A 19,726-nucleotide genomic window follows, 5' to 3' on the forward strand; every position below is an offset into this window, starting at 1 on the left:
TCGTTTAAAAGCACCACGTCATCCTGAGGTGCGAGCGCAGCGAGCCTCGAAGGAGGCTGAAGCCGAGCGACGCTACTGCGCCGCGTCGCGGTGCGCCGGCACCCAGCGTCCGGCGGCCTCGTCGTCGTCGTGCTTCGCCGCGACCCAGGAGGAACCACCGACACGTTCCTCCAGCTTCCAGAACGGCGCCTTGGTCTTCAGCCAGTCCATCAGGAACTCAGCGGCGGCAAAGGCGGGGCCGCGGTGGGTGGAGGCGGTGACCACGAGGACGATATTGTTGCCCGGCACCAGCCGACCATAGCGGTGGATCACAGTGGCGCCGGTGAGCGGCCAGCGGGCGCGGGCCTCCTCGACCAGCCGCTCGATCTCTTCCTCGGCCATGCCGGGATAATGCTCCAGCGTGAGCGCACGGATCGGCGGGCCACCATCGCCGGCGTCGGCGCGGCACAGGCCGACAAAAGTGACGACGGCGCCGACATCGTCGCGCCCATGGGTCAGCGCCGCCGCTTCGTCGGCGGCGTCGAAGTCCTCGTGCTGGATACTGACCGTGAACATGTGGCTATGTTAGCGCGACCTCAGCCGCCGGTCATCGGCGGGAAGAACGCAACCTCGTGCGCGCCGGCGAGCGGGGTATCCGGCTTGGCGTGCACGCGGTCGATGGCGGCGCGCACCACCTTGGGATTCTCGAAGGCATAGGCGTAGCGCTCGTCCCGTCCCGCGAGCCATGCCGCGAGATCGCCGACGGTGTGCACGTCGGCCGGCGGATGGACTTCCTCCGCCTCGCGGCCAATGCGCTCACGCACCCAGGCGAAATAGCGGACGGTGAGGTGCAAGCTAGCCTTCCTCGATCAGGTGCCGGGCGCCGGCGCGGAAATAATCCCAACCGGTATACAGCGTCAGCAGGGCTGCAATCCAGAGCAGCACGATACCGACCAGCGTGGTGCCGGGCAGGATCAGGTCGGCGGCGGGGCCGGCGAGCAGCACGCCGACCGCGACGAGCTGGGTCGCTGTCTTCCATTTGGCGAGCTGGGTGACGGGCACGCTGACGCGCACCTCGGCGAGGAACTCACGCAGCCCCGAGACCAGTATCTCGCGGCAGAGGATGACGATGCCGGCCCAGAGCGACCAGCCGCGAATGGTGCCGTCGGAGGCCAGCATCAGCAGCGAGGTCGAGACCAGCAGCTTGTCGGCGATCGGGTCCAGCATGCGGCCGATGGCGGATTGCTGCGACCACGCGCGGGCGAGATAGCCGTCGAAGAAATCGGTGATGGCCGCCGCGAGATAAAGGCCGAGCGCAATCCAGCGCAGCCAGATGCCGCCAGCGAGGATGTCCGCCCAGAACAGACAGGCGGCGAGAAGCGGCACCGCCGCGCACCGCCCATAGGTGAGCAGGTTCGGCAAAGCAAAGGCGTGGCCCCGCTTTACCGGCGATGACTCGACGGCAGCAGTGCGGCTCGAGGTGACATCGACCATGGGATCGTCCGGTTCCGGATCAAAGGGAGGTAGACACCGAAGCGGCCCGCGTCAATCCGTGCGGCGTCATGTCCCGCAAAGGTGTTCGGTTTGATGGTGCTGGAGGGAGGTCTTCGGCTTGAGCATCCTTCGAGGCCGCCTGCGGCGGCACCTCAGGATGACGTGGCTCTATAAAAGCGACGTCATCCCTGCGAGCGCCCACGGGTCTTGCCTTTGGCAAGCCCGAGGACAGGCTCCGCGAGCCTCGAACGATGTTGAAGCGGAGCGACTCACGCCGGCTTGGCGTGGAAGAAATCATAGACCGCCTTCGCGGTGCCCTCATTGATGCCGGGTACGGCGCCGAGATCCGAGAGCGACGCCCGTTCGATCGCCTTGAGCGTACCGAAATGGCGCAGCAGCGCGCGCTTGCGGGTTGGGCCGACGCCGGGGATCTCCTGCAGGCCTGATTGCGTGATGTCCTTCTTGCGCCGGGCGCGGTGCGAGCCGATGGCGAAGCGGTGGGCCTCGTCGCGCAGGCGCTGCACGAAATAGAGCACCGGATCGCGGGGTTCCAGCCGGAACGGAGCGCGGCCGGGAATGAAGAAGTTCTCGCGGCCGGCATCGCGGTCCGGCCCCTTGGCGACGCCGACCAGCGGTACGCCGGTGATACCGAGCTCGGCGAGGACGTCGGATGCGGCCTTGAGCTGGCCGAGGCCGCCATCGATCAGCACGAGGTCCGGCCAGGAGGAGTTTTCATCGTCGGGACGGGCAGGGGGTGGCGCGAGGGTTTGTTCCGTCTCCCCAGCGGGGAGAGGTGGCCCGCGAAGCGGGTCGGTGAGGGGGGCGTGCCCAAACGTGTCGTCCGCGCTCTCCCCCTCACCCCAACCCTCTCCCCGTGGGGGAGAGGGGGCTACCTCTTCCCGCGGCTCCTCACGCAGCAGACGGGAGAAGCGGCGCTTCAGCACCTCGCGCATCATGCCGTAATCGTCGCCGGGGGTGAGGTCGTCCGACTTGATGTTGAACTTGCGGTACTGGCTCTTGGCGAAGCCTTCCGGCCCGGCGACGATCATGCCGCCGACCGCATTGGTGCCCATGATGTGGCTGTTGTCATAGACCTCGATGCGGCGCGGGGTGGTCGGCAGGTCGAAGCTGAGGCGCAACTCGTCCAGCAAGCGTGCCTGGCTGGCGCTTTCCGCCAGCTTGCGGCCCAGCGCCTCGCGGGCATTCTGCATGGCGTGCTCGACCAATTCGCGCTTCTCGCCGCGGCGCGGCACCGACAATTCGACGCGATGGCCGGCATGGGTGGACAGCGCCTCAGTCAGCAGTTCGGCCTCCGGCACGTCGTGGCTGAGCAGCACGAGGCGGGGGCAGGGCTTGTCCTCGTAGAATTGCGCGAGGAAGGATTCCAGCACCTCTCCCGGCTCCAGCGAGCGGTCAGCGCGCGGATAGAAGGCGTGGTTGCCCCAATTCTGCCCGGTGCGGAAGAAGAACACCTGCACGCAGGTCGCCCCTCCTTCCTGGTGGATGGCGAAGACGTCGGCCTCTTCCACCGAGCGCGGATTGATGCCCTGCGAGCCCTGCACCGCAGAGAGCGCGGCGAGACGGTCGCGCAGTGCCGCCGCGCGCTCGAATTCGAGGTCCTCGGCCGCCGCTTCCATCTCGTGCGCGAGCTGCTCCTTCACCGCCCGGCTCTTGCCGGAGAGGAAATCGCGCGCCTCGCGCACCAGCTCGCCGTAATCGGTATGCGAGAGCTCGCCGGTGCAGGGCCCGGAGCAGCGCTTGATCTGGAACAGCAGGCATGGCCGGGTGCGTGCCTCATAGAAGGAGTCGGTGCAGGAGCGCACCAGGAACGCCTTCTGCAGCGCATTGATGGTGCGGTTCACCGCCCAGACCGAGGCGAAGGGGCCGTAATAGTCTCCCTTCCGATTGCGCGCGCCGCGATGCTTGGTGATCTGCGGCGAGACATGGTCGCGGGTGATGAGGATATAGGGGAAGGACTTGTCATCACGCAGCAGCACGTTGAAGCGCGGCTTCAGCTGCTTGATGAGGTTGGCCTCCAGCAGCAGCGCCTCGGTTTCGGTGCCGGTGGAGACGAATTCCATCTCGCAGGTCGCCGCCACCATGCGCATGATGCGCGAGGTGAGCCCGGTAGGACGGGTATAGGCGATGATCCGCTTCTTGATGCTCTTGGCCTTGCCGACATAGAGCACCGCGCCGTCCGCCCCCAGCATGCGGTAGACGCCGGCGCCGTTCGGCGCGTGCTTCACGGCGCGCAGGATCGCGGCGCGGCCGGTGGCGAGCGAACCGGGCGGCGGGGGGGCCTCGTCAGCCTCATCGATGAGCGGCAGCGCCTCCTCTTCGAGTTCGACGATGTCGTCATCGGTCTCGAGGTCGGGCTCGGGAATGTTCGGGCGGGATGTCATGCGCCGCTAAAATATGGATTCGCCTGCTCCGGGAACAGGGGGCATGCGGTGCCGGTCCCCAACACACGGTGTTGCCCACTACGCACGCACCATCCATGCACAAAACGCAGCGCAGCTGACGTTGGGGAGCGGATTGTGGCTGGCGATTAGCACATGCTAAACGGCCTCATGATCATAGCGACCCGCCATACGGCCACCCATGGCCTGCTTAACCTCCTTACCGGCGCCTTGTGCGTCCGGGCGGGCGGCTGATCGCGCGATCGATCATTTCTCCCCCGGCACGCGAAGGTCGCGATGCCGGATCCCCCGCCAGCGAACCTTCGCCTGCCTCCCCGCCCGAGGTGAACGGCATGACGACGATACCCCAGCAACAGCGCGCGGCCGATGCCCTGCCATTGACCGGCTATATGCTCGGTGCGGCGGGCGCTATCCTGTTCTCCGCCAAGGGCATCATCATCAAGCTTGCCTATGCCGAGGGCATCGATGCCGAGACGCTGCTCGCCTTGCGCATGCTGCTGTCGCTGCCTTTCTATGTCGGCATTGGCATCTTCGCGATCCGCGCCATGCGCGAGCGCGGCGAGGAGCTGCCCTCGCGCACTTTGGTGCTGCAGGCTGCCGGCATCGGCGCGCTCGGCTACTGGTTCTCCAGCTATGTCGATTTCCTCGGGCTGATCTATATCTCCGCCTCGTTCGAGCGGCTGATCCTGTTCACCTATCCGCTGTTCGTGGTGCTGTTCGGCGCGATGTTCTTCCGCCAGCCGATCAAGCGGCGGGCATTGCTGGCCTTCGGCCTCAGCTATGCTGGCCTCGCTTTGATCTTCATGCAGAACTTCTCGGCGATCGGGCAGAACGCGACGCGCGGCACCGCTTTGGTGCTGGTGGCGGCGATGAGCTTCGCCCTGTACCAGCTCACCGCGCGCAAGGTGATCGGGCAGATGGGTTCAAAGCTGTTCACCTGCATCGCCATGGGCGCGGCTTCGGCGGCGACGCTGACCCAGTTTGCCATCCTGCGGCCGATCTCGGCGCTGGCGGTATCGCCGCATCTGTTCGCGCTGTCGGTGGCAATCGCCATCGGCGCCACGGTGTTGCCGAGCTTCCTGATGAACGCGGCGCTGCAGCGCATCTCGGCACAGGCGAACTCGACCATCAGCACGGTGAGCCCGGTCGCCACCATGATCCTCGCCGTCTTGATACTGGGCGAGACGGTGACGCCGCTCGAACTTGGCGGCGCCATCCTGGTCATGGTCAGCGTCAGCTGGTTCACGCTTGCCGACAGCCGGCGCTGAGCCTCAATCGGCGCTAAACCTCAATCGACTTGGGTATCCTCGGTCTCCCAGGCGAGATGCTGGCCGCCATCGACGGCGAGCATCTGGCCGGTGACGCTGGACGCCTCACTGAGGAAGATCACGGCACTGGCGATCTCCTCGGGGCTCGGGCCGCGGCCGAGCGCGACAGCGGCATGCTGGCGGGCGAAGTCGTCCAGGCTCTGATTGATGCTGCGCAGCGTCGGCCCCGGCGCCACGGCATTCACCCGCACGCGCGGAGCCAGCCCCTGCGCCAGCATGCGGGTGGCCGACCATAGGGCGGACTTGGCGACCGCGTAGGACAGATAGTTCGGCGTCGGCTTCAGCACGCGCTGGTCGATGATGTTGACCACGGCGCCGCTCATGCCGGCGGGCATCGCCTTCGCCAGCGCTTCGGTGAGGAACACCGGAGCGCGCAGATTCACCGCGAGATGACGATCCCACCGCGCCACGTCGAGATTGCCGACCGCGTCCGGATGGAACTCCGAGGCGTTGTTCACCAGCAGCCGGATCGGCCCCAGCGCGGCGATGGCCTCCGGCACCAGGCGGGTGACATCGGCCGGATCCGAGAGCTCGCCATAGATGAGGGCGGCGCGCTGGCCGGCCGCCTCGACCTCGCTGCGCGCGTCCAGGCATTCCGTGCGCTCCGAGCGCATATGGATGGCGACATCATAGCCGGCGGCGGCCAGAGCGCGCGTTACCGCACGGCCAATACGCACCGCCCCGCCCGTGACCAGCGCCACCTTTCGAATCTCCGGCACGCCGTTCCCTCCGTAGCTCGTCCGCCCTGTTCTTTCTTGCGCATGTTTGCGAGCGGCGTCCATTGCCGGCGCCGGTCGCGGCTATTGCGAGGGCGAATGCGTGCTACCTGGACAAGTTGCAGTGGCCACGCTGCGTCAGGTATTGGGGCATTCTGTAACATCCATGCCACAGTCATCCGCTTGCCGTCGGTTGATCGTGGCGGAAATGTTGCGACGTATTGGGAGCTTTTCTGGCCGTAATTACCTACGCAGATGCAGCGTATACGCGGCGGCGCAGCATGACATCACGGCTGCGTGAGGCGGGGCCGCCACGATCACATTTCCTATTCTGCCGCATTCCAGCCCTCGACATGCCAAGCTGCGCCTCTATCTCCACCACCGACGCATTGCCCACAGTTGGCCAATGTCTGTTCGCGTTAGTTCGCCCATCACGGTCGGAGAGTAAGCATGATGAAGACGACCCTCGCCGCGGCTGTTGCCGTAGCCTCGCTACTTGGCGCAGCACCGGCATTCGCCGCGGATATGCAGCAGCCCTATCCGACGAAGGCCCCGCCGCTGGTCGCGGTCGCGCCGCCCTTCAGCTGGACCGGCTTCTATCTCGGCGGCAATGCCGGCTATGGCTGGGGTTCGGGCAAGGAAGGCATCGACAATCTCAGCCCGGATGGTTTCCTGGGCGGTGGTCAGGTCGGCTTCAACTATCAGTTCGGCAATAATGTCGTGCTCGGTGCCGAAGCCGACTTCCAGGGTTCGAACCTCAAGGACTCCGGCTATAACGGCGTCTTCGATACCCGCTCCAAGATGGATTATTTCGGCACCGTCCGCGGCCGCATCGGCTACGCGTTCGACAATGTGCTGCCGTATCTGACCGGCGGTCTCGCCTGGGGCCACAACGAGATCGAGAATCTCGACCTCGGCATCACCTCCGACAACACCCATGTCGGCTGGACGGTGGGCGGTGGCCTCGAATACGCGCTCAGCAACAACTGGACGGTGAAGGCCGAGTACCTCTACATGGATCTCGGCGACGAATTCTATGACAGCATCGGCGACGACGCAGGGCTGAAGGCCAGCACGGCGCGGATCGGCGTCAACTACAAGTTCTGATCCTGCTCCTCGCCGTCGGCCCTGTCGGGTCGGCGCACGGCGGGAATGATCCAAGGCCCCGGGCTGCAAGGCCCGGGGCCTTTTCGTTTCTTTGCTTCGCTCGACTATTATATTAGCGCGATATTAACCAACCTAGCGCTCTGCTCGTCTGTCAAAGTCGATCTATTAAATATTTATATAATTGATTATGATGTTATTAAGCATGATATACTTTGTCATTACATTAGTGTGGGGCGACGTGCCTGGCGTGTTGCTTTTTTACAATAGATAATGCTGTGGCAAAGGCCTATGTACTTCGCAACGAAACACGGAGTACGTAAGTCATGTATCGCAAGCTTCTTGGCGGCACCGCGATTGCTCTTGCCCTGGCGGCCTCGCCGGCGCTCGCCGCCGACATGGGCTATCCGGTCAAGGCCCCGCCGATGATGGCTGTCGTGCCGGTGTTCACCTGGACCGGCTTTTATATCGGCGCCAATGTCGGCTATGGCTGGGGCGACGCCAACGGCTATTCGCCGTATGACAACAGCGATTACGCGATCATTACCGGCTTGGTCACCTCGGGAAGCGGCGATCCGGACGGCTGGTTCGGCGGCCTCCAGGCCGGCTACAATTACCAGTTCTACAACAATGTCGTGCTGGGCCTCGAGGCGGACGTCCAGTTCGCCGACATGAAGAGCACCTACAATTTCGGCTACACGGTCACCGATCTCGGCTCGACGCCGGCCAATGACGCCGACTTCGGCGTCTATGGCAAGTACACCACCAAGATCGACACTTTCGGCACCATCCGCGCCCGCCTAGGCTATGCGATGGATCGCTTCCTGCCCTACGTCACCGGTGGTCTCGCCTGGGCGAACGTGAAGGTTTCGGGCAACACTTTCATCGACGGCGACAACCTGTCCGGCTGGTCCGGGTCGCACAGCGACACCTATTGGGGCTGGGCGCTCGGCGGCGGCGTCGAATATGCCTTCACCGACAACTGGACGATGAAGGCGGAATACATCTATGCCGATCTCGGCTCGACCAGCTTCGACGGGCTGTTCAACGAGCATGATCTCGACTTCAGCATGCAGACCCTGAAAGTGGGCGTGAACTACAAGTTCTGAGCGTGGGGCCTCGGGGGGAGGTTGTCGAGGCCGGGGCTGGTCCGCCCCGGCCTCTTTCTTTTGTCTGCCACAAAGGCTGACCGGCAATTGCATGCCGTGACGGCGATGTTTTCCCTCTCCTCGAGGGGAGAGGGAAGTAGAGGCAGTCCGTCACCCCGGAACGCGCGTCGCCTCATAGGCCGGCACCCGCGCGGCGAAGCCGTCGAGCCACTCGACCAGTGCCGGATGGTCCTCGCGCCAGACGCCGGCAAAACGCAGGTCGAGATAGCCGAGCGCGCAGGCCAGAGCGATCTCGCCGGTATCCGCTACCGCGGACACACCGGCGGTTGCCGGAGGCGCGGCCTCGAACGCCTTCAGCCCGCGGGCGACCTTGCCGGCCTGCATGTCGAGCCACTTCTCGCTGCGGATCTCCTCGGGCCGGTAGCGCGCCTCATAAATCTGCAGCAGCGCCGCATCCATGATGCCGTCGGCGAGCGCCTGGGTCCCGAGCACAATAAAGCGCGGCTCGCCGGCGGTCGGCAGGATGCGCCCGCCGCCGGCCTCGGCGTCGAGGAATTCCAGGATCACGCGCGAATCATAGAGCGGCACCGCGCCTTCGCGCAGCAGCACCGGGATCTTGCCGAGCGGGTTCTGCCCGCGCAGGCTGTCGTCCGGATTATTGGTATCGGCCGGGACGATATCGAGGTGCACGCCGCACAGGACGGCGCCGATCTTGACCTTGCGGCCGAACGGGGAGGGCGGGGAAGAGCGAAGCTGCATGGCGCGGAACCTCGATGAAGCGGCCGGGAAAAGGAGCGCACGCCTCATACGCCGCGCGAGTGCCGTGCGCGACGGTTTTCTATCCAGGCTCAGCGGGCGTTCAGTCGGCGGGTTGAATATCGACGGCCTTGGGGCCCTTGCCGCGCTTGTCGGGTTCGATCTCGAAGCTCACACGCTGCCCCTCATTGAGGCTGCCGAGCCCGGAACGCGTGACCGCCGAGACATGCACGAAGACATCCCGACCGCCGTCGTCCGGGCGGATGAAGCCGTACCCCTTTTCAGTGTTGAAGAATTTGACGGTCCCCTGCATCGCCATCGTGCCCTGCTCCTCACCCACGTTCGGGTGCTCGCCCGCCGGGCCGAACATCCGCAGGGTCGGATAAGCAAAACCGGTGCCGCGCCGCGTTGCTTCCTTGCGCTCGACGCGTCGCCGCGCTCAATGCTCCGGCATCAGCCAGCCGACCCGCACCCGCCCCTTGCCGTCCGCGGCGAGCACCGGGGCAAGGGCGTTCAGGATCACCCGCAGCTCATCCGCCAGCGTGAAGGGCGGATTGACCACGATCATGCCGCAGCCGGAGAGCCTGTCGGCCTGTCGTGTCGCATAGATGTCGAGCTCGATGCGCAGCGTCTTCGGGATCTGGGCGTGGGCGATCTCACGGCGAAACGCATCGACCGCGCGTATGTCCTTGATCGGATACCACAGCGCGAACACGCCGCCCGGCCAGCGGCCATGCGCGGTCTTGAGGCCCTCGGCGAGGCGGTGGAACTCGCCGGCCTGTTCAAAGGGCGGATCGACCAGCACGACGCCACGCCGCTCCTTGGGCGGCACATAGGCGGCGAGCGCCTGCCAGCCATCCACCGGCAGCACCTTGGCGCGGGCGTCGCCCTTCATCACCTCGACCAGCGCGGAGCGCACGCCGGGCTCGGTCTCGCAGCAGACCAGCCGATCCTGCGGGCGGGACAGCACCTTCGCAACCAAGGGCGAACCCGGATAATGCCGTGGCAGGCCGTCGGTGATGCCCTGCGGATTGGCAGCGTCGAGCGCAGCGCGCCACGGCGCCAGCAGCGCCTCGGCCTCGGGCGGCAGGGCGGCCCGCAGCACGGCGCCGACGCCGGCTTCCCACTCGCCGGTGCGCTGCGCCTCGTCGGACCAGAGGTCATAGAGGCCGGCGCCGGCATGGGTGTCGATGACGCGATAGGCGCCGTCCTTCCTGGCGAGATAGGTGAGAATGCGGGCAAGTACGACGTGCTTCAGCACATCGGCGAAATTGCCGGCATGAAAGGCGTGGCGGTAGTTCATCGAAAGCCGGGTCCGCTCAGCCGCCCCGCATCGGCGGCATGGTGATCTTGCCGGCGCGGCAGGCGCGGCGGTCCACGGCCGGGCAGGAGGTGAAGCCGAGCGAGCGATCCATGCAGATCCGCACCTCGCTGACCCTGCCGTCCTCGCAATTGACCGCGATCATGTCGGCGGCGAGCCCGGGATTGGCGACGCGGAAGGCGTTCTCCACCTCCGGCGCCGAGGTCGTGATCGGCCGCGTGACATTGCGGAACTGGCCGGGGATCGTGACCTTGCCGAGGGCGTTGCGGACCGCGTCGAAATAGGCGTCGGGATCGAGCCCGGAGCAGGTGCCGTGCTTGCGCCATTCGTGCAGCACGAGGCCGCGGCCCGGCATCACGTCGAGCATGCTCCGGAGCGTCGCCTCCGGCACGCGCGGGGCAGGGTACTGGCAGTCCTGCGGCCAGCCCTGGTCATATTGCGGCCAGAGGCCATGGACCACGAAGGCGAACGGCTTGCCGCGCCGGCACTGCGAGGGATCGGCCCGATCGCCGGCATTCGCGCAATAGCTCGGCGACCAGGACAGCGAGAGCACGTAATAGTCGAAGCGTCCCGGCTGGCCGTTCTGCTGCGCCGATGCCGGACCGGCGAATGCGAGCAGTCCGAGCAGCGCGAGCGCCCGAAGTACCAGTCTCACGGCAGCGCCATCTTGCAGTTCGGCGCATAGCCCCAGCCGCGGTCGAGCCCGACGACGCACCATTCCACGCCCCAGGAGAAGCCGATGAAGCCGCCATCCTCGATGATGGAATAATAGACGGTGTGCTTCACCGGCGGGCGGGTGCCGTCGGAAACGAAGGCGCGGGCGGCGCAGTAGCGGCGCGGCTGATACTCCTCGCCCCAGGGGCGGAAGGCGACCTGGCGGACCTTGTCGAAGGATTCGATCTTGAGCGCCGAATTCCAGAAGCGGCCCTCGGTGGTGGAAAAGCGATCCTGGATGCGCGACAGCGCTGCCGGCGTGTCGCAGGCGGGAACGTCGCCATCGAAGTTCGGGCCGGAGAGCCAGAAATTCTTCTCGAGGAAACTCGCCGCCTGGCCCGAGGCCGCGGAAGCGAGGAACAAGGCGGCCCCGGTGAGCGCGGCCAGGCTGCGCCTTGCCAGCGTGCTGCGATGTGCCGTCAGTCGTGCGCGCATGTCTGTAACTCTCCGAGCCCCTGTGCGGACGATGCTTCGCCCTTGCGGCGCGGTCAATAACGGCACGGCAACACTGTACGGGAAAATGTTGCGTGCTGATCGGCTTGAGCATCCTTCGAGGCTCACTGCGTTCGCACCTCAGGATGACGTGGCTCGGATGAACGTCATCCTGAGGTGCCCGGCGGAGCCGGGCCTCGAAGGATGCTCAAGCAGAGCTGTGCTGAAAAAGTGATTCCGAATTTGCTGGCAGAGTGCTGAAATCGCTGGAGAAAGCCGGCCTCCTGACAAACTGATTCCGTTGCCGACTTCATATTCCGATTCAAATCAGCCGGATCACGTAGAGCTTGCGCGTGGTCTCGACGACTTCCCAGACGCCCTTGAAGCCGGGACGCAGCACGAAGCTGTCGCCGGCTTCGAGGCGCACCGGCGGTTCGCCGTCCTCGTGCAGGATGGAGACGCCCGAGAGCAGCGAACAGAACTCCCACTCCTCATAATCGACTCGCCAGGCGCCGGGACTCGATTCCCAGATGCCGGCGAACAGGGCGCCGTCGGGAAGGGTCTCGAAATTCCAGGTCAGATGGCGGGGATCGCCGGAGACGATGCGCTCGGGCAATGGCGCAGTCTCTTCCGGTGGGCCGAGACGATCCGGGTCGAAGCGCAGCAGGAAGGACATAAGGATCTCCGAAAAAGGTACGGCGAGAGCCATCCAGGCCCTCGCCGTACGGTATAGCGGCGGGCGCGTCAGCCGATCAGCTGAAGAAGCCCTTGATGGTCGACCAGATGCTCTTCGCCGGAGCCGCTTCCTCGGAGCCGGTGGCGGAAGCTGTCGCCGGCGCGGCGCCGGGCGTGATCTGCGACTTCGACACCGTCGCCGGCGTGATCTCCTTGAAGATGGCGAGCTTGGCCAGCGTTGCCGGGCCGGCGAAGCCGTCGACATCCAGGCCATTCTTGGACTGGTATTCCTTAACCGCCTTCTGCGTGCCGGGGCCGAACTTGCCGTCGGCGGTGACGCCGATCGCCGCCTGCAGCTTCTTCACCGCGTCGCCCGAAGAGCCGACGCCGAGCAGGACCAGCTCATAGAGGCCCATGGCGGTGAAGGTGTCGGGGCCGGCAATGCCGTCCACCGCGAGGCCGTGATCCTTCTGGTACGCCTTCAACGCCTCCTCTGTCTTGGGACCGAACTCGCCGTCCGCGGGAACGCCGAGCTTCTCCTGGAGCACCTTCACCGGCTCGCCAGAGAGCCCTTTCTTGAGTATCGACATCGGGTCGCCCCTCCACACTGATGACGGCCCACGGCCGTCGCGAGGGCTGGATGAGAGCACAGCTTTGCGACAGGAGGAACGGGGTAGCCGGAACGCCGTGGTTTCAAGGTGTATTTCATGAAAAGGGAGGGGTGCCTTCCGGCACCCCCAGATACGCTCACAAGTACGCACGCGCAGGAGATCTTCGCGGCTGCGAACCGCGCCTATTCGGCGGGAGCTGGGTGGGCGCCCTCCATCATCGGTGCTTCATCCACCGTGTCGACGGCGGCATATTTGGCGCAGCCGAACAGGAAGCCGGCGACCACGAGATAGGCGAGCGATACGCCGGGCGTCACCGCGATGCCCACCATCTCGCCATGCATGAAGCCGAAGAAGGTGAGCACCGCCCCGGCCAGCGCGAAGGCCGCGGCGTGGGTGAATTTCCGCTCGATGACGAAGACGCCGATGGCGCCGAGCACCAGCCCGACCAGAATGGCGCCGCCGCCCATGATCTCCAGCCCGTGATAGAGCACGCCGACGGCGCCAAGCTTCTCCATGCCGAGCGCGTGCGCCGAGGTGCCGGCGACGGCGAGGGAATTGTCGATCAGCAGCTTGGCCCAGGCGGCGAGATGCGGTGTGAGCGCCAGCACGATGGCGGGGGCGTGCTTGATCGGCGTGGTCTGGAACGCCTGCGCGCCGATCAGCATGCCGATATAGAGCAGGATCGGCGAGATCGCGACGACCGGGATCAGCGCCAGCAGCACGGCGATGATGCCGCACCAGGCCAGCAGGATCACCGCGACGCCGGTCGCCAGCGAATAACCGATGCGCCCGCCCATCGACTTCCAGCCGGGATGGCCGATGTACACGGCGTTGATGAAGGGGTTGCCCATCAGACAGCCGATCAGGCTGACCACGCCGTCGGCGGTGAGCACCCGCGTCGTCGGATAGTGGTCGCCGGCGGCTTCCGCGCTCTCGACATTGTCCATGGCCTCGACGAGGTCATAGATGCCGAACGGAATGGCGGTGACGAGGATCACGCCGAGATATTTGAAGCCGTGGAACACGTGGTCGATGGCCGGCATCGGGATCTCGAAGCCGAAATTCGCCACCGAGGCGCCGAGCTTTTCCAGACTCATGCCGCCATAGCCGAGCCCGAAGAGGTTCGAGCCCCAGGCGATGATCATGCCGACCGCAATGGCGATGAGGCCGGCCGGGATGCCCTTTGGATAGCGCACGCCGCCGAACCAACTCGCCAATATGATGGCGAGGCAGGTGAGGCCGATCACCGGCGTGGTGAAGATCTCGAAGGCCGGGCGCATCGAGATGAAGGCGACGGACACGCCGGCCAGCGTGCCGAGCAGCGCGGCGCGGGGCGTGATGCGGCGGATGTAGGGGGCAACGAAGCCTCCGATCATCAGGATGAAGCTCTGGAAGAACACCCAGACCAGGCCGGCTTCCCAGCCCTGGACCGGATCGCCGGTGGAGGCGCCGATGGGCAGCATGATGACGAAGGTGACGACGAACATGTGCGGCACGGAAATGCCGGAGGGCAGCGCGCAGACATCTTCGCGGCCGGTCTTCTTCGCCAACTGCCAGGCGAGGAAGGCGTAATAGGCGGTGGACAGGAACATCATCAGCCCGACCGCCGGCAGGATGCGGCCGAACACGATCTCCGGCGGCATCTTCAGCACGAACTGCAGCAGGCCGGTCAGCACCAGCATGTTGACCAGGATGTTGGTGCCGAAGCCGAACAGGGCGTTCCAGTCGCCCTTGGTCCAGATCATCGGCCGCATCCCCATGCGGGCCGGTGAAATCGGTGTCATCTCGCTCGCGCTCATCGCCATTGTCCCCCGTGTGTTGCTGTCACTCGATGCGCACGCGTCGTCGTCACGCTGCTTTCGCTTCCGCGCCGAGCGCGCTCGCGAAGGCGACGGAATTCGAGACCCAGCCGAAGATGCCGCCCTGGGCCTTGATCATCTCGAGGCCGACGCGGTGGAACTCCGGGAAATAGGAGGCGCAACAATCGGCCATCGCCACGCAGCGATAGCCGCGGTCATTGCCCTCGCGGATGGTGGTGTGGACACAGACCTCGGTGGTGACGCCGCACACCAGCAGCGTGTCGATGCCGCGGTTCTTCAGCATCAGTTCGAGGTCGGTCTGGTAAAAGGCGCCCTTGCCGGGCTTGTCGAGCACCGGCTCGCCGGGAAGCGGATAAAGCTCCGGGATGATGTCGTGGCCGTCCTCGCCGCGGATCAGGATGCGGCCCATCGGGCCGGCGCAGCCGATGCGCGCGGTCGGCGCGCCGCGCTCGACCTTGGCCGGCGGCGCGTCGGCCATGTCCGGGCGGTGGCCTTCGCGGGTGTGGATGACCAGCATGCCATTGGCGCGCGCCACGCCCAGCGCCCGCTTGCAGGGCCCGACCGCAGCCTGCAGCAGCGACACGTCATTGCCCAGCGTCTCGCCGAAGCCGCCGGGCTCCAGGAAGTCGCGCTGCATGTCGATGATGACCAGCGCGGTGCGTGCCGGATCGAAGGCGAGCGGCGCGGGTTCGGCGGCAAGGCTGAGCAGTGTCATGGGCGGCTCCGCTTGGCTGGATGTCCGGAGGCGGCAGCCGATGGCGCCGCCATGCATACAATGTCGTATGCATGAGGTGTGCCATTGCCGATTATTTGCCCACATCTGTCTAAGGCATTGAAAATGTGCGATCGATTTGAGGGATGAGGTCCGCGTCCAATCGTACCTGCCTAGAAACTGTGACGAGTTTGCCTAGAGAGACGGCGCGCCTCGCGCACATCTGGGCGCACAGGTGCCCCCTTTTCCCATTGAAGAAGGCGTCCCATATTCCCGCCATGCCCAAAGCCGCCAGACCCGGCGGATTCGGAGAGCGCTCGCAGCGCGCCTTCGAACCCGCGCACGCCGCCACGCTGGACCCGAAGCTCGCCGAGAAGCTCGGCGTGGCCCCGACCTCCGGCGCCTCCGCCACCGTCGCCGCGCTCTCGGCGCTGATCGAGACCGGTCGCCCCGAGGTCGACGGTCAGGTGTGGATGCCGCACCGCCCCTCGCGCCCGGAGAAGTCCGAAGGCGGCGTGCCTTTCGTCATCAAGTCGGACTACACGCCGAACGGCGACCAGCCGCACGCGATCGACGAACTGGTGGTCGCGGCGAACCAGGGCGAGCGCGACCAGGTGCTGCTCGGCGTCACCGGCTCCGGCAAGACCTTCACCATGGCCAATGTCATCGAACGGGTGCAGCGCCCGGCCCTGGTGCTGGCGCCGAACAAGACGCTGGCGGCGCAGCTCTATGGCGAGTTCAAGAGCTTCTTCCCGGACAATGCGGTCGAGTATTTCGTCTCGTACTATGACTACTACCAGCCGGAAGCCTACGTCCCGCGCACCGACACCTTCATCGAGAAGGAATCGTCGATCAACGAGCAGATCGATCGCATGCGCCACTCGGCGACGCGCTCGCTGCTGGAGCGCGACGACGTCATCATCGTTGCCTCGGTGTCCTGCATCTATGGTATCGGTTCGGTCGAGACCTATGCCTCGATGACCTTCAAGATCGCGGTCGGCGACCGCATCGACCAACGGGGCATATTGGCCGACCTCGTCGCCCTGCAATACAAGCGCATCCAGGGCGATTTCGGCCGCGGCACCTTCCGGGTTCGCGGCGACGTCATCGAGATCTTCCCGGCGCACTATGAGGACCGGGCCTGGCGGGTCTCGCTGTTCGGCGACGAAGTGGAGAGTATCCAGGAGTTCGATCCGCTCACCGGGCAGAAGTCGCAAGACCTGAAATTCGTGAAGGTCTATGCCAACTCGCATTATGTGACGCCGCGCCCGACGCTGATCCAGGCCATTACCGGCATCAAGAACGAGTTGCGCCATCGGCTCGAAGAACTGAACGCCATGGGCCGCTATCTCGAGGCGCAGCGCCTCGATCAGCGCTGCACCTTCGATCTCGAGATGATGGAGGCCACCGGTTCCTGCGCCGGCATCGAGAACTATTCGCGCTGGCTGACCGGCCGCCGCCCCGGCGAGCCGCCGCCGACGCTGTTCGAATATGTGCCGGACAATGCGCTGATCTTCGTCGACGAGAGCCACGTCACCGTTCCGCAGATCGGCGCCATGTATCGCGGCGACTTCCGCCGCAAGGCGACGCTGGCGGAATACGGCTTCCGCCTGCCGTCCTGCATGGACAACCGGCCGCTGCGCTTCGAGGAATGGGAGGCGATGCGGCCGCAGACCGTGCATGTCTCGGCAACGCCTGGCCCATGGGAGATGGACCGCACCGGCGGCGTGTTCGTCGAGCAGGTGATCCGTCCGACCGGACTGGTCGATCCGCCCGTGGAAGTGCGCCCGGCGCGCACCCAGGTCGACGACCTGCTCGGCGAGGTGCGGGCGACCGCGGCGAAAGGCTACCGCACGCTGGTGACGGTGCTCACCAAGCGCATGGCCGAGGACCTGACCGAGTATCTGCACGAGAACGGCATCCGTGTGCGCTACATGCATTCGGACATCGACACCATCGAGCGCATCGAGATCATCCGCGACCTCAGGCTCGGGGCGTTCGATGCGCTGATCGGCATCAACCTGCTGCGCGAGGGTCTCGACATCCCGGAATGCGCGCTGGTCGCCATTCTCGACGCCGACAAGGAGGGCTTCCTGCGCTCCGAGACCTCGCTGGTGCAGACCATCGGCCGCGCGGCGCGCAACGTCGACGGCCGGGTGGTGCTCTATGCCGACCACGTCACCGGCTCGATGGAGCGGGCGATGGCGGAGACGCAGCGCCGCCGCGACAAGCAGGTGGCGTGGAACACCGAGCATGGCATCACGCCGGAGAGCGTGCGCAAGGCGATCGGCGACATCCTCAACAGCGTCTATGAGCGCGACCACGTCACGGTGGATTCGGGACTGGCCGAAGCGCCCGCCGCCTATGGCCACAATCTGGCGGCGGTGATCGCGGATCTTGAGAAGCGCATGCGCGCAGCGGCGGCGGATCTCGACTTCGAGCAGGCGGCGCGGCTGCGCGACGAGATCAAGCGGCTGCAGGCCACCGAGCTTGCCATCTCTGACGATCCGCTGGCGCGGCAGGACGCCATTGACGACCGCACCGGCGGCTATCGCGGCGAGCGCAAATATGGCCGCGCCGCCAACCTTCCGGCGAAAGGGAAGGGTGGCAAATCCGGCAGCTCCCGCACCGGTGCGGCGATCCGCGCCGAGGAACTCCAGGCCGCCTATGATCCCGGTGAGAATGATCGGTCGGCGGGCTCGCGCATTGTCAAGCCGTCGCTGGACGATATGGGCCCCGGCACCGACCGCACCGAGCCGCTTGGCCCCGAAGGCTGGACCCGCCCGGAGCGACCGGACCCGATGACCAAGGGCTACAAGAAGGGCGGACGGCGCAGCCGGCGCTGACGGCGCCGGCAAGCACATTGCCCCAACGTTGACAAGAAATTCCGTGCGGCTTCAACTCCCGGTGTCGAGTATCCGGGGGTAGGCAAAATGAACTTCACGCAGGCGATCACGTCCGGCTTCAATCGGTATGCCGACTTCACCGGGCGCGCTTCGCGTTCGGAATTCTGGTTCTGGGCGTTGTTTACCTGGCTTGCCAGTCTGGTCGGCAGCGTGTTCGACGTGGCGCTGTTCGGCTACCAATTCGCCGCCGTGGCCTCGCCGATCAGCGGCGTGGTGAGCCTTGCCTTGCTGATCCCCTCGCTCGCCGTCGGCGCCCGGCGCTTGCACGACATTGACCGCACCGGCTGGTGGCAGTTGCTCGGGCTCACCGGCATCGGCTTCATCCTGCTGCTGGTCTGGTGGTGCTTCAGGGGTACGCCGGGTTCGAACCGCTTCGGGCCCGATCCGCTCGGCTCCGTGGTTCACTGACCCGACCGCCGGCGGCCCTATTCCGCCGCGACGAGGGCGCCGGATGCGGAGGGTTCGCTCCGCGGCCGGCGCGGCTTGTCGAGGTAACGGTTCAACGGCTTTTCCAGCCAGCGATGCGCGACGACGGCCAGCGCCACCGACGCCATCAGCGTGACGGGGACGAACAGCAGCATCGAGCCGGCCATCGAGCCGAGCGCTGCCTTCCGCCACGCCAGCGCGACGATGTTGATGACGAACGGGTGCGCCAGATAGAGCACATAGCCTGCCGCAGCGGTCTTGGCGGCGCGGTCATAGAGCCAGTGCCTGGTGGTCGGCTGCGGCGCGAAGGCGAAGCCGGCGCAGATCATCGCTGCGGGAATGCCGGCCCAGATGAAGCGTAGCGGCAAGGAGCGATCGGGCCACGCAGTGACCGCCAGCAGCAGCGCGAAGCCGCCGAGCGCGAGCAGTACGCCCTGGCTCCGGCTCAGCCGCGCTCCGCGCATGAACAGGCCGGCCAGCCCCATGCCGAAGACGAACTCCAGCATCACCGGGTTGCTCCAGTATTTCAGCACCCAGACATGCTCAGGCACGAACGGGTAGGCCAGCGCGGCGAGGGCGATGATGCCGGTAATCAGGATCATGCCGGCGCGAAGCGGCAAGGTGAGCGCCATCGCGAACAGCACGCTGAACAGGATCTCATAATTCAGCGTCCAGCCCAGGATGAGGATGGGCAGCGTCTCGCCGTCCTGGTTCGGCCAGGGCACGAAGAACAGCGAGGCGAGAAGATGCTCGACGCTGAAGGAGGCGTGCGCGACCTCGCCGGAGAACAGGAACATCGCCAGCACCATCAGGCCGGTGAACAGCCAGTAGAGCGGTATCAGGCGCGTCAGGCGGCGGCGCAGGAAGCGGGCGCCTTCGCCGGCGCCACCGAACTGGCCGCGGCTGGCATAGAAGGTCGCGAAGCCGCTGATGACGAAGAAGATATCGATCCGGTTCATCTGCGAGAACGGATCCATCGGCTGCGGCATGTGGAACAACTCGACCGCCTCGTGCAAGGCATGGCCATAGACCACCTGCACCGCGACGAGGATGCGGAGTAGTTGCAGGTTCTGGAGAAGAGCCGGCCGGGTCGCCTGCATTCCGAACATCCGCCAAGGGTGACTTGCACCGTTGGTTTGTAAGGATGTTCGTCCGCTAACGAAAGGCGCGCTTGGCGAGTTAGTTAAAAATTAGAAACAAATT

Annotated in this window: 20 protein-coding genes; 5 read left to right on the forward strand and 15 right to left on the reverse strand. The window is 65.8% G+C overall.

The genetic code is table 11. The features are described from left to right. Nucleotides 1-72: 72 nt before the first annotated feature. From G3545_RS28250 to uvrC, 4 genes are all read right to left on the reverse strand, one after another. Complete coding sequence (locus G3545_RS28250) at nucleotides 73-555, reverse strand: molybdenum cofactor biosynthesis protein MoaE (RefSeq protein WP_170017609.1); 483 nt, start codon at nucleotides 553-555, stop codon at nucleotides 73-75. 20 nt (nucleotides 556-575) lie between these two features. After that, entirely contained in the window at nucleotides 576-833 is a 258-nt protein-coding gene (moaD, locus tag G3545_RS28255; protein WP_170017610.1) for a molybdopterin converting factor subunit 1, read from the reverse strand. 1 nt (nucleotide 834) lies between these two features. Further along, nucleotides 835-1,473, reverse strand: a complete 639-nt coding sequence (gene pgsA, locus G3545_RS28260) for a CDP-diacylglycerol--glycerol-3-phosphate 3-phosphatidyltransferase (protein ID WP_170017611.1) — start codon at nucleotides 1,471-1,473, stop codon at nucleotides 835-837. Between the two features lie 269 nt (nucleotides 1,474-1,742). Next, nucleotides 1,743-3,875, reverse strand: a complete 2,133-nt coding sequence (gene uvrC / locus G3545_RS28265) for an excinuclease ABC subunit UvrC (RefSeq protein WP_170017612.1) — start codon at nucleotides 3,873-3,875, stop codon at nucleotides 1,743-1,745. Nucleotides 3,876-4,225: 350 nt separating this feature from the next. Here uvrC and G3545_RS28270 point away from each other — a divergent pair, with 350 nt between their 5' ends. Next, on the forward strand, nucleotides 4,226-5,161 hold the full coding sequence (locus tag G3545_RS28270; protein ID WP_170017613.1) for a DMT family transporter: 936 nt from the start codon (nucleotides 4,226-4,228) through the stop codon (nucleotides 5,159-5,161). A 20-nt stretch (nucleotides 5,162-5,181) separates the two neighbouring features. Here G3545_RS28270 and G3545_RS28275 read toward each other — a convergent pair whose 3' ends face one another. Further along, on the reverse strand, nucleotides 5,182-5,940 hold the full coding sequence (locus G3545_RS28275) for an SDR family oxidoreductase (protein ID WP_246702601.1): 759 nt from the start codon (nucleotides 5,938-5,940) through the stop codon (nucleotides 5,182-5,184). Between the two features lie 447 nt (nucleotides 5,941-6,387). Between G3545_RS28275 and G3545_RS28280 the strand changes: the two genes are divergently transcribed. Continuing rightward, nucleotides 6,388-7,044: an outer membrane protein gene (locus G3545_RS28280; protein ID WP_246702602.1), complete on the forward strand. Its 657-nt coding sequence runs from the start codon at nucleotides 6,388-6,390 to the stop codon at nucleotides 7,042-7,044. Between the two features lie 323 nt (nucleotides 7,045-7,367). Then, nucleotides 7,368-8,150: an outer membrane protein gene (locus G3545_RS28285; protein ID WP_170017615.1), complete on the forward strand. Its 783-nt coding sequence runs from the start codon at nucleotides 7,368-7,370 to the stop codon at nucleotides 8,148-8,150. A 150-nt stretch (nucleotides 8,151-8,300) separates the two neighbouring features. Here the strand turns inward: G3545_RS28285 and G3545_RS28290 are convergent, their stop codons facing one another. The 9 genes from G3545_RS28290 to G3545_RS28330 form a co-directional block, all read right to left on the reverse strand. Further along, complete coding sequence (locus tag G3545_RS28290) at nucleotides 8,301-8,909, reverse strand: glutathione S-transferase family protein (protein WP_170017616.1); 609 nt, start codon at nucleotides 8,907-8,909, stop codon at nucleotides 8,301-8,303. A gap of 100 nt (nucleotides 8,910-9,009) precedes the next feature. Then, a complete protein-coding gene (locus tag G3545_RS28295; protein WP_206151476.1) occupies nucleotides 9,010-9,225 on the reverse strand; it encodes a cold-shock protein in 216 nt (71 codons plus the stop codon). Nucleotides 9,226-9,345: 120 nt separating this feature from the next. Further along, entirely contained in the window at nucleotides 9,346-10,209 is an 864-nt protein-coding gene (gene rlmJ / locus G3545_RS28300; RefSeq protein WP_170017617.1) for a 23S rRNA (adenine(2030)-N(6))-methyltransferase RlmJ, read from the reverse strand. A gap of 16 nt (nucleotides 10,210-10,225) precedes the next feature. After that, nucleotides 10,226-10,882, reverse strand: a complete 657-nt coding sequence (locus tag G3545_RS28305; protein WP_246702603.1) for a ribonuclease T2 — start codon at nucleotides 10,880-10,882, stop codon at nucleotides 10,226-10,228. Then, a complete protein-coding gene (locus G3545_RS28310) occupies nucleotides 10,879-11,376 on the reverse strand; it encodes a hypothetical protein (RefSeq protein WP_170017619.1) in 498 nt (165 codons plus the stop codon). The genes G3545_RS28305 and G3545_RS28310 overlap by 4 nt, the downstream gene beginning before the upstream one ends. A gap of 319 nt (nucleotides 11,377-11,695) precedes the next feature. Continuing rightward, the gene (locus G3545_RS28315; RefSeq protein WP_170017620.1) at nucleotides 11,696-12,049 is read right to left on the reverse strand and encodes a cupin domain-containing protein; all 354 of its coding nucleotides are present in this window, start codon (nucleotides 12,047-12,049) and stop codon (nucleotides 11,696-11,698) included. A 76-nt stretch (nucleotides 12,050-12,125) separates the two neighbouring features. After that, nucleotides 12,126-12,638, reverse strand: coding sequence for a peptidoglycan-binding protein (locus G3545_RS28320; RefSeq protein WP_170017621.1), 513 nt, complete (start codon nucleotides 12,636-12,638; stop codon nucleotides 12,126-12,128). Between the two features lie 203 nt (nucleotides 12,639-12,841). Then, the gene (locus tag G3545_RS28325; protein ID WP_170017622.1) at nucleotides 12,842-14,458 is read right to left on the reverse strand and encodes a regulator; all 1,617 of its coding nucleotides are present in this window, start codon (nucleotides 14,456-14,458) and stop codon (nucleotides 12,842-12,844) included. A gap of 49 nt (nucleotides 14,459-14,507) precedes the next feature. Continuing rightward, nucleotides 14,508-15,194 carry an isochorismatase family cysteine hydrolase gene (locus tag G3545_RS28330; protein WP_170017623.1) on the reverse strand — a complete coding sequence of 229 codons (687 nt, stop codon included), beginning with the start codon at nucleotides 15,192-15,194 and terminating at the stop codon, nucleotides 14,508-14,510. 275 nt (nucleotides 15,195-15,469) lie between these two features. On the opposite strand from G3545_RS28330, the gene uvrB reads away from it, so the two are divergent. Then, nucleotides 15,470-18,037: an excinuclease ABC subunit UvrB gene (uvrB, locus tag G3545_RS28335; RefSeq protein WP_170017624.1), complete on the forward strand. Its 2,568-nt coding sequence runs from the start codon at nucleotides 15,470-15,472 to the stop codon at nucleotides 18,035-18,037. 87 nt (nucleotides 18,038-18,124) lie between these two features. Then, entirely contained in the window at nucleotides 18,125-18,505 is a 381-nt protein-coding gene (locus G3545_RS28340) for a DUF805 domain-containing protein (RefSeq protein ID WP_170017625.1), read from the forward strand. 17 nt (nucleotides 18,506-18,522) lie between these two features. On the opposite strand, the gene G3545_RS28345 is transcribed toward G3545_RS28340, so the two are convergent. Further along, nucleotides 18,523-19,623, reverse strand: coding sequence for an acyltransferase (locus G3545_RS28345; protein WP_170017626.1), 1,101 nt, complete (start codon nucleotides 19,621-19,623; stop codon nucleotides 18,523-18,525). Nucleotides 19,624-19,726 lie beyond the last annotated feature (103 nt).

This window comes from Starkeya sp. ORNL1, assembly GCF_012971745.1.
Classification (GTDB): domain Bacteria; phylum Pseudomonadota; class Alphaproteobacteria; order Rhizobiales; family Xanthobacteraceae; genus Ancylobacter.

Coding starts and splice junctions, on each gene's coding strand:
- G3545_RS28285 (WP_170017615.1), top strand. CDS start 7,368: ATGTATCGCAAGCTTCTTGGCGGCACCGCGATTGCTCTTGCCCTGGCG.
- uvrC (WP_170017612.1), bottom strand. CDS start 3,875: ATGACATCCCGCCCGAACATTCCCGAGCCCGACCTCGAGACCGATGAC.
- G3545_RS28340 (WP_170017625.1), top strand. CDS start 18,125: ATGAACTTCACGCAGGCGATCACGTCCGGCTTCAATCGGTATGCCGAC.
- G3545_RS28270 (WP_170017613.1), top strand. CDS start 4,226: ATGACGACGATACCCCAGCAACAGCGCGCGGCCGATGCCCTGCCATTG.
- rlmJ (WP_170017617.1), bottom strand. CDS start 10,209: ATGAACTACCGCCACGCCTTTCATGCCGGCAATTTCGCCGATGTGCTG.
- G3545_RS28330 (WP_170017623.1), bottom strand. CDS start 15,194: ATGACACTGCTCAGCCTTGCCGCCGAACCCGCGCCGCTCGCCTTCGAT.
- G3545_RS28325 (WP_170017622.1), bottom strand. CDS start 14,458: ATGAGCGCGAGCGAGATGACACCGATTTCACCGGCCCGCATGGGGATG.
- G3545_RS28250 (WP_170017609.1), bottom strand. CDS start 555: ATGTTCACGGTCAGTATCCAGCACGAGGACTTCGACGCCGCCGACGAA.
- G3545_RS28280 (WP_246702602.1), top strand. CDS start 6,388: ATGATGAAGACGACCCTCGCCGCGGCTGTTGCCGTAGCCTCGCTACTT.
- uvrB (WP_170017624.1), top strand. CDS start 15,470: ATGCCCAAAGCCGCCAGACCCGGCGGATTCGGAGAGCGCTCGCAGCGC.
- G3545_RS28290 (WP_170017616.1), bottom strand. CDS start 8,909: ATGCAGCTTCGCTCTTCCCCGCCCTCCCCGTTCGGCCGCAAGGTCAAG.
- G3545_RS28295 (WP_206151476.1), bottom strand. CDS start 9,225: ATGGCGATGCAGGGGACCGTCAAATTCTTCAACACTGAAAAGGGGTAC.
- pgsA (WP_170017611.1), bottom strand. CDS start 1,473: ATGGTCGATGTCACCTCGAGCCGCACTGCTGCCGTCGAGTCATCGCCG.
- G3545_RS28345 (WP_170017626.1), bottom strand. CDS start 19,623: ATGCAGGCGACCCGGCCGGCTCTTCTCCAGAACCTGCAACTACTCCGC.
- G3545_RS28315 (WP_170017620.1), bottom strand. CDS start 12,049: ATGTCCTTCCTGCTGCGCTTCGACCCGGATCGTCTCGGCCCACCGGAA.
- G3545_RS28320 (WP_170017621.1), bottom strand. CDS start 12,638: ATGTCGATACTCAAGAAAGGGCTCTCTGGCGAGCCGGTGAAGGTGCTC.
- G3545_RS28310 (WP_170017619.1), bottom strand. CDS start 11,376: ATGCGCGCACGACTGACGGCACATCGCAGCACGCTGGCAAGGCGCAGC.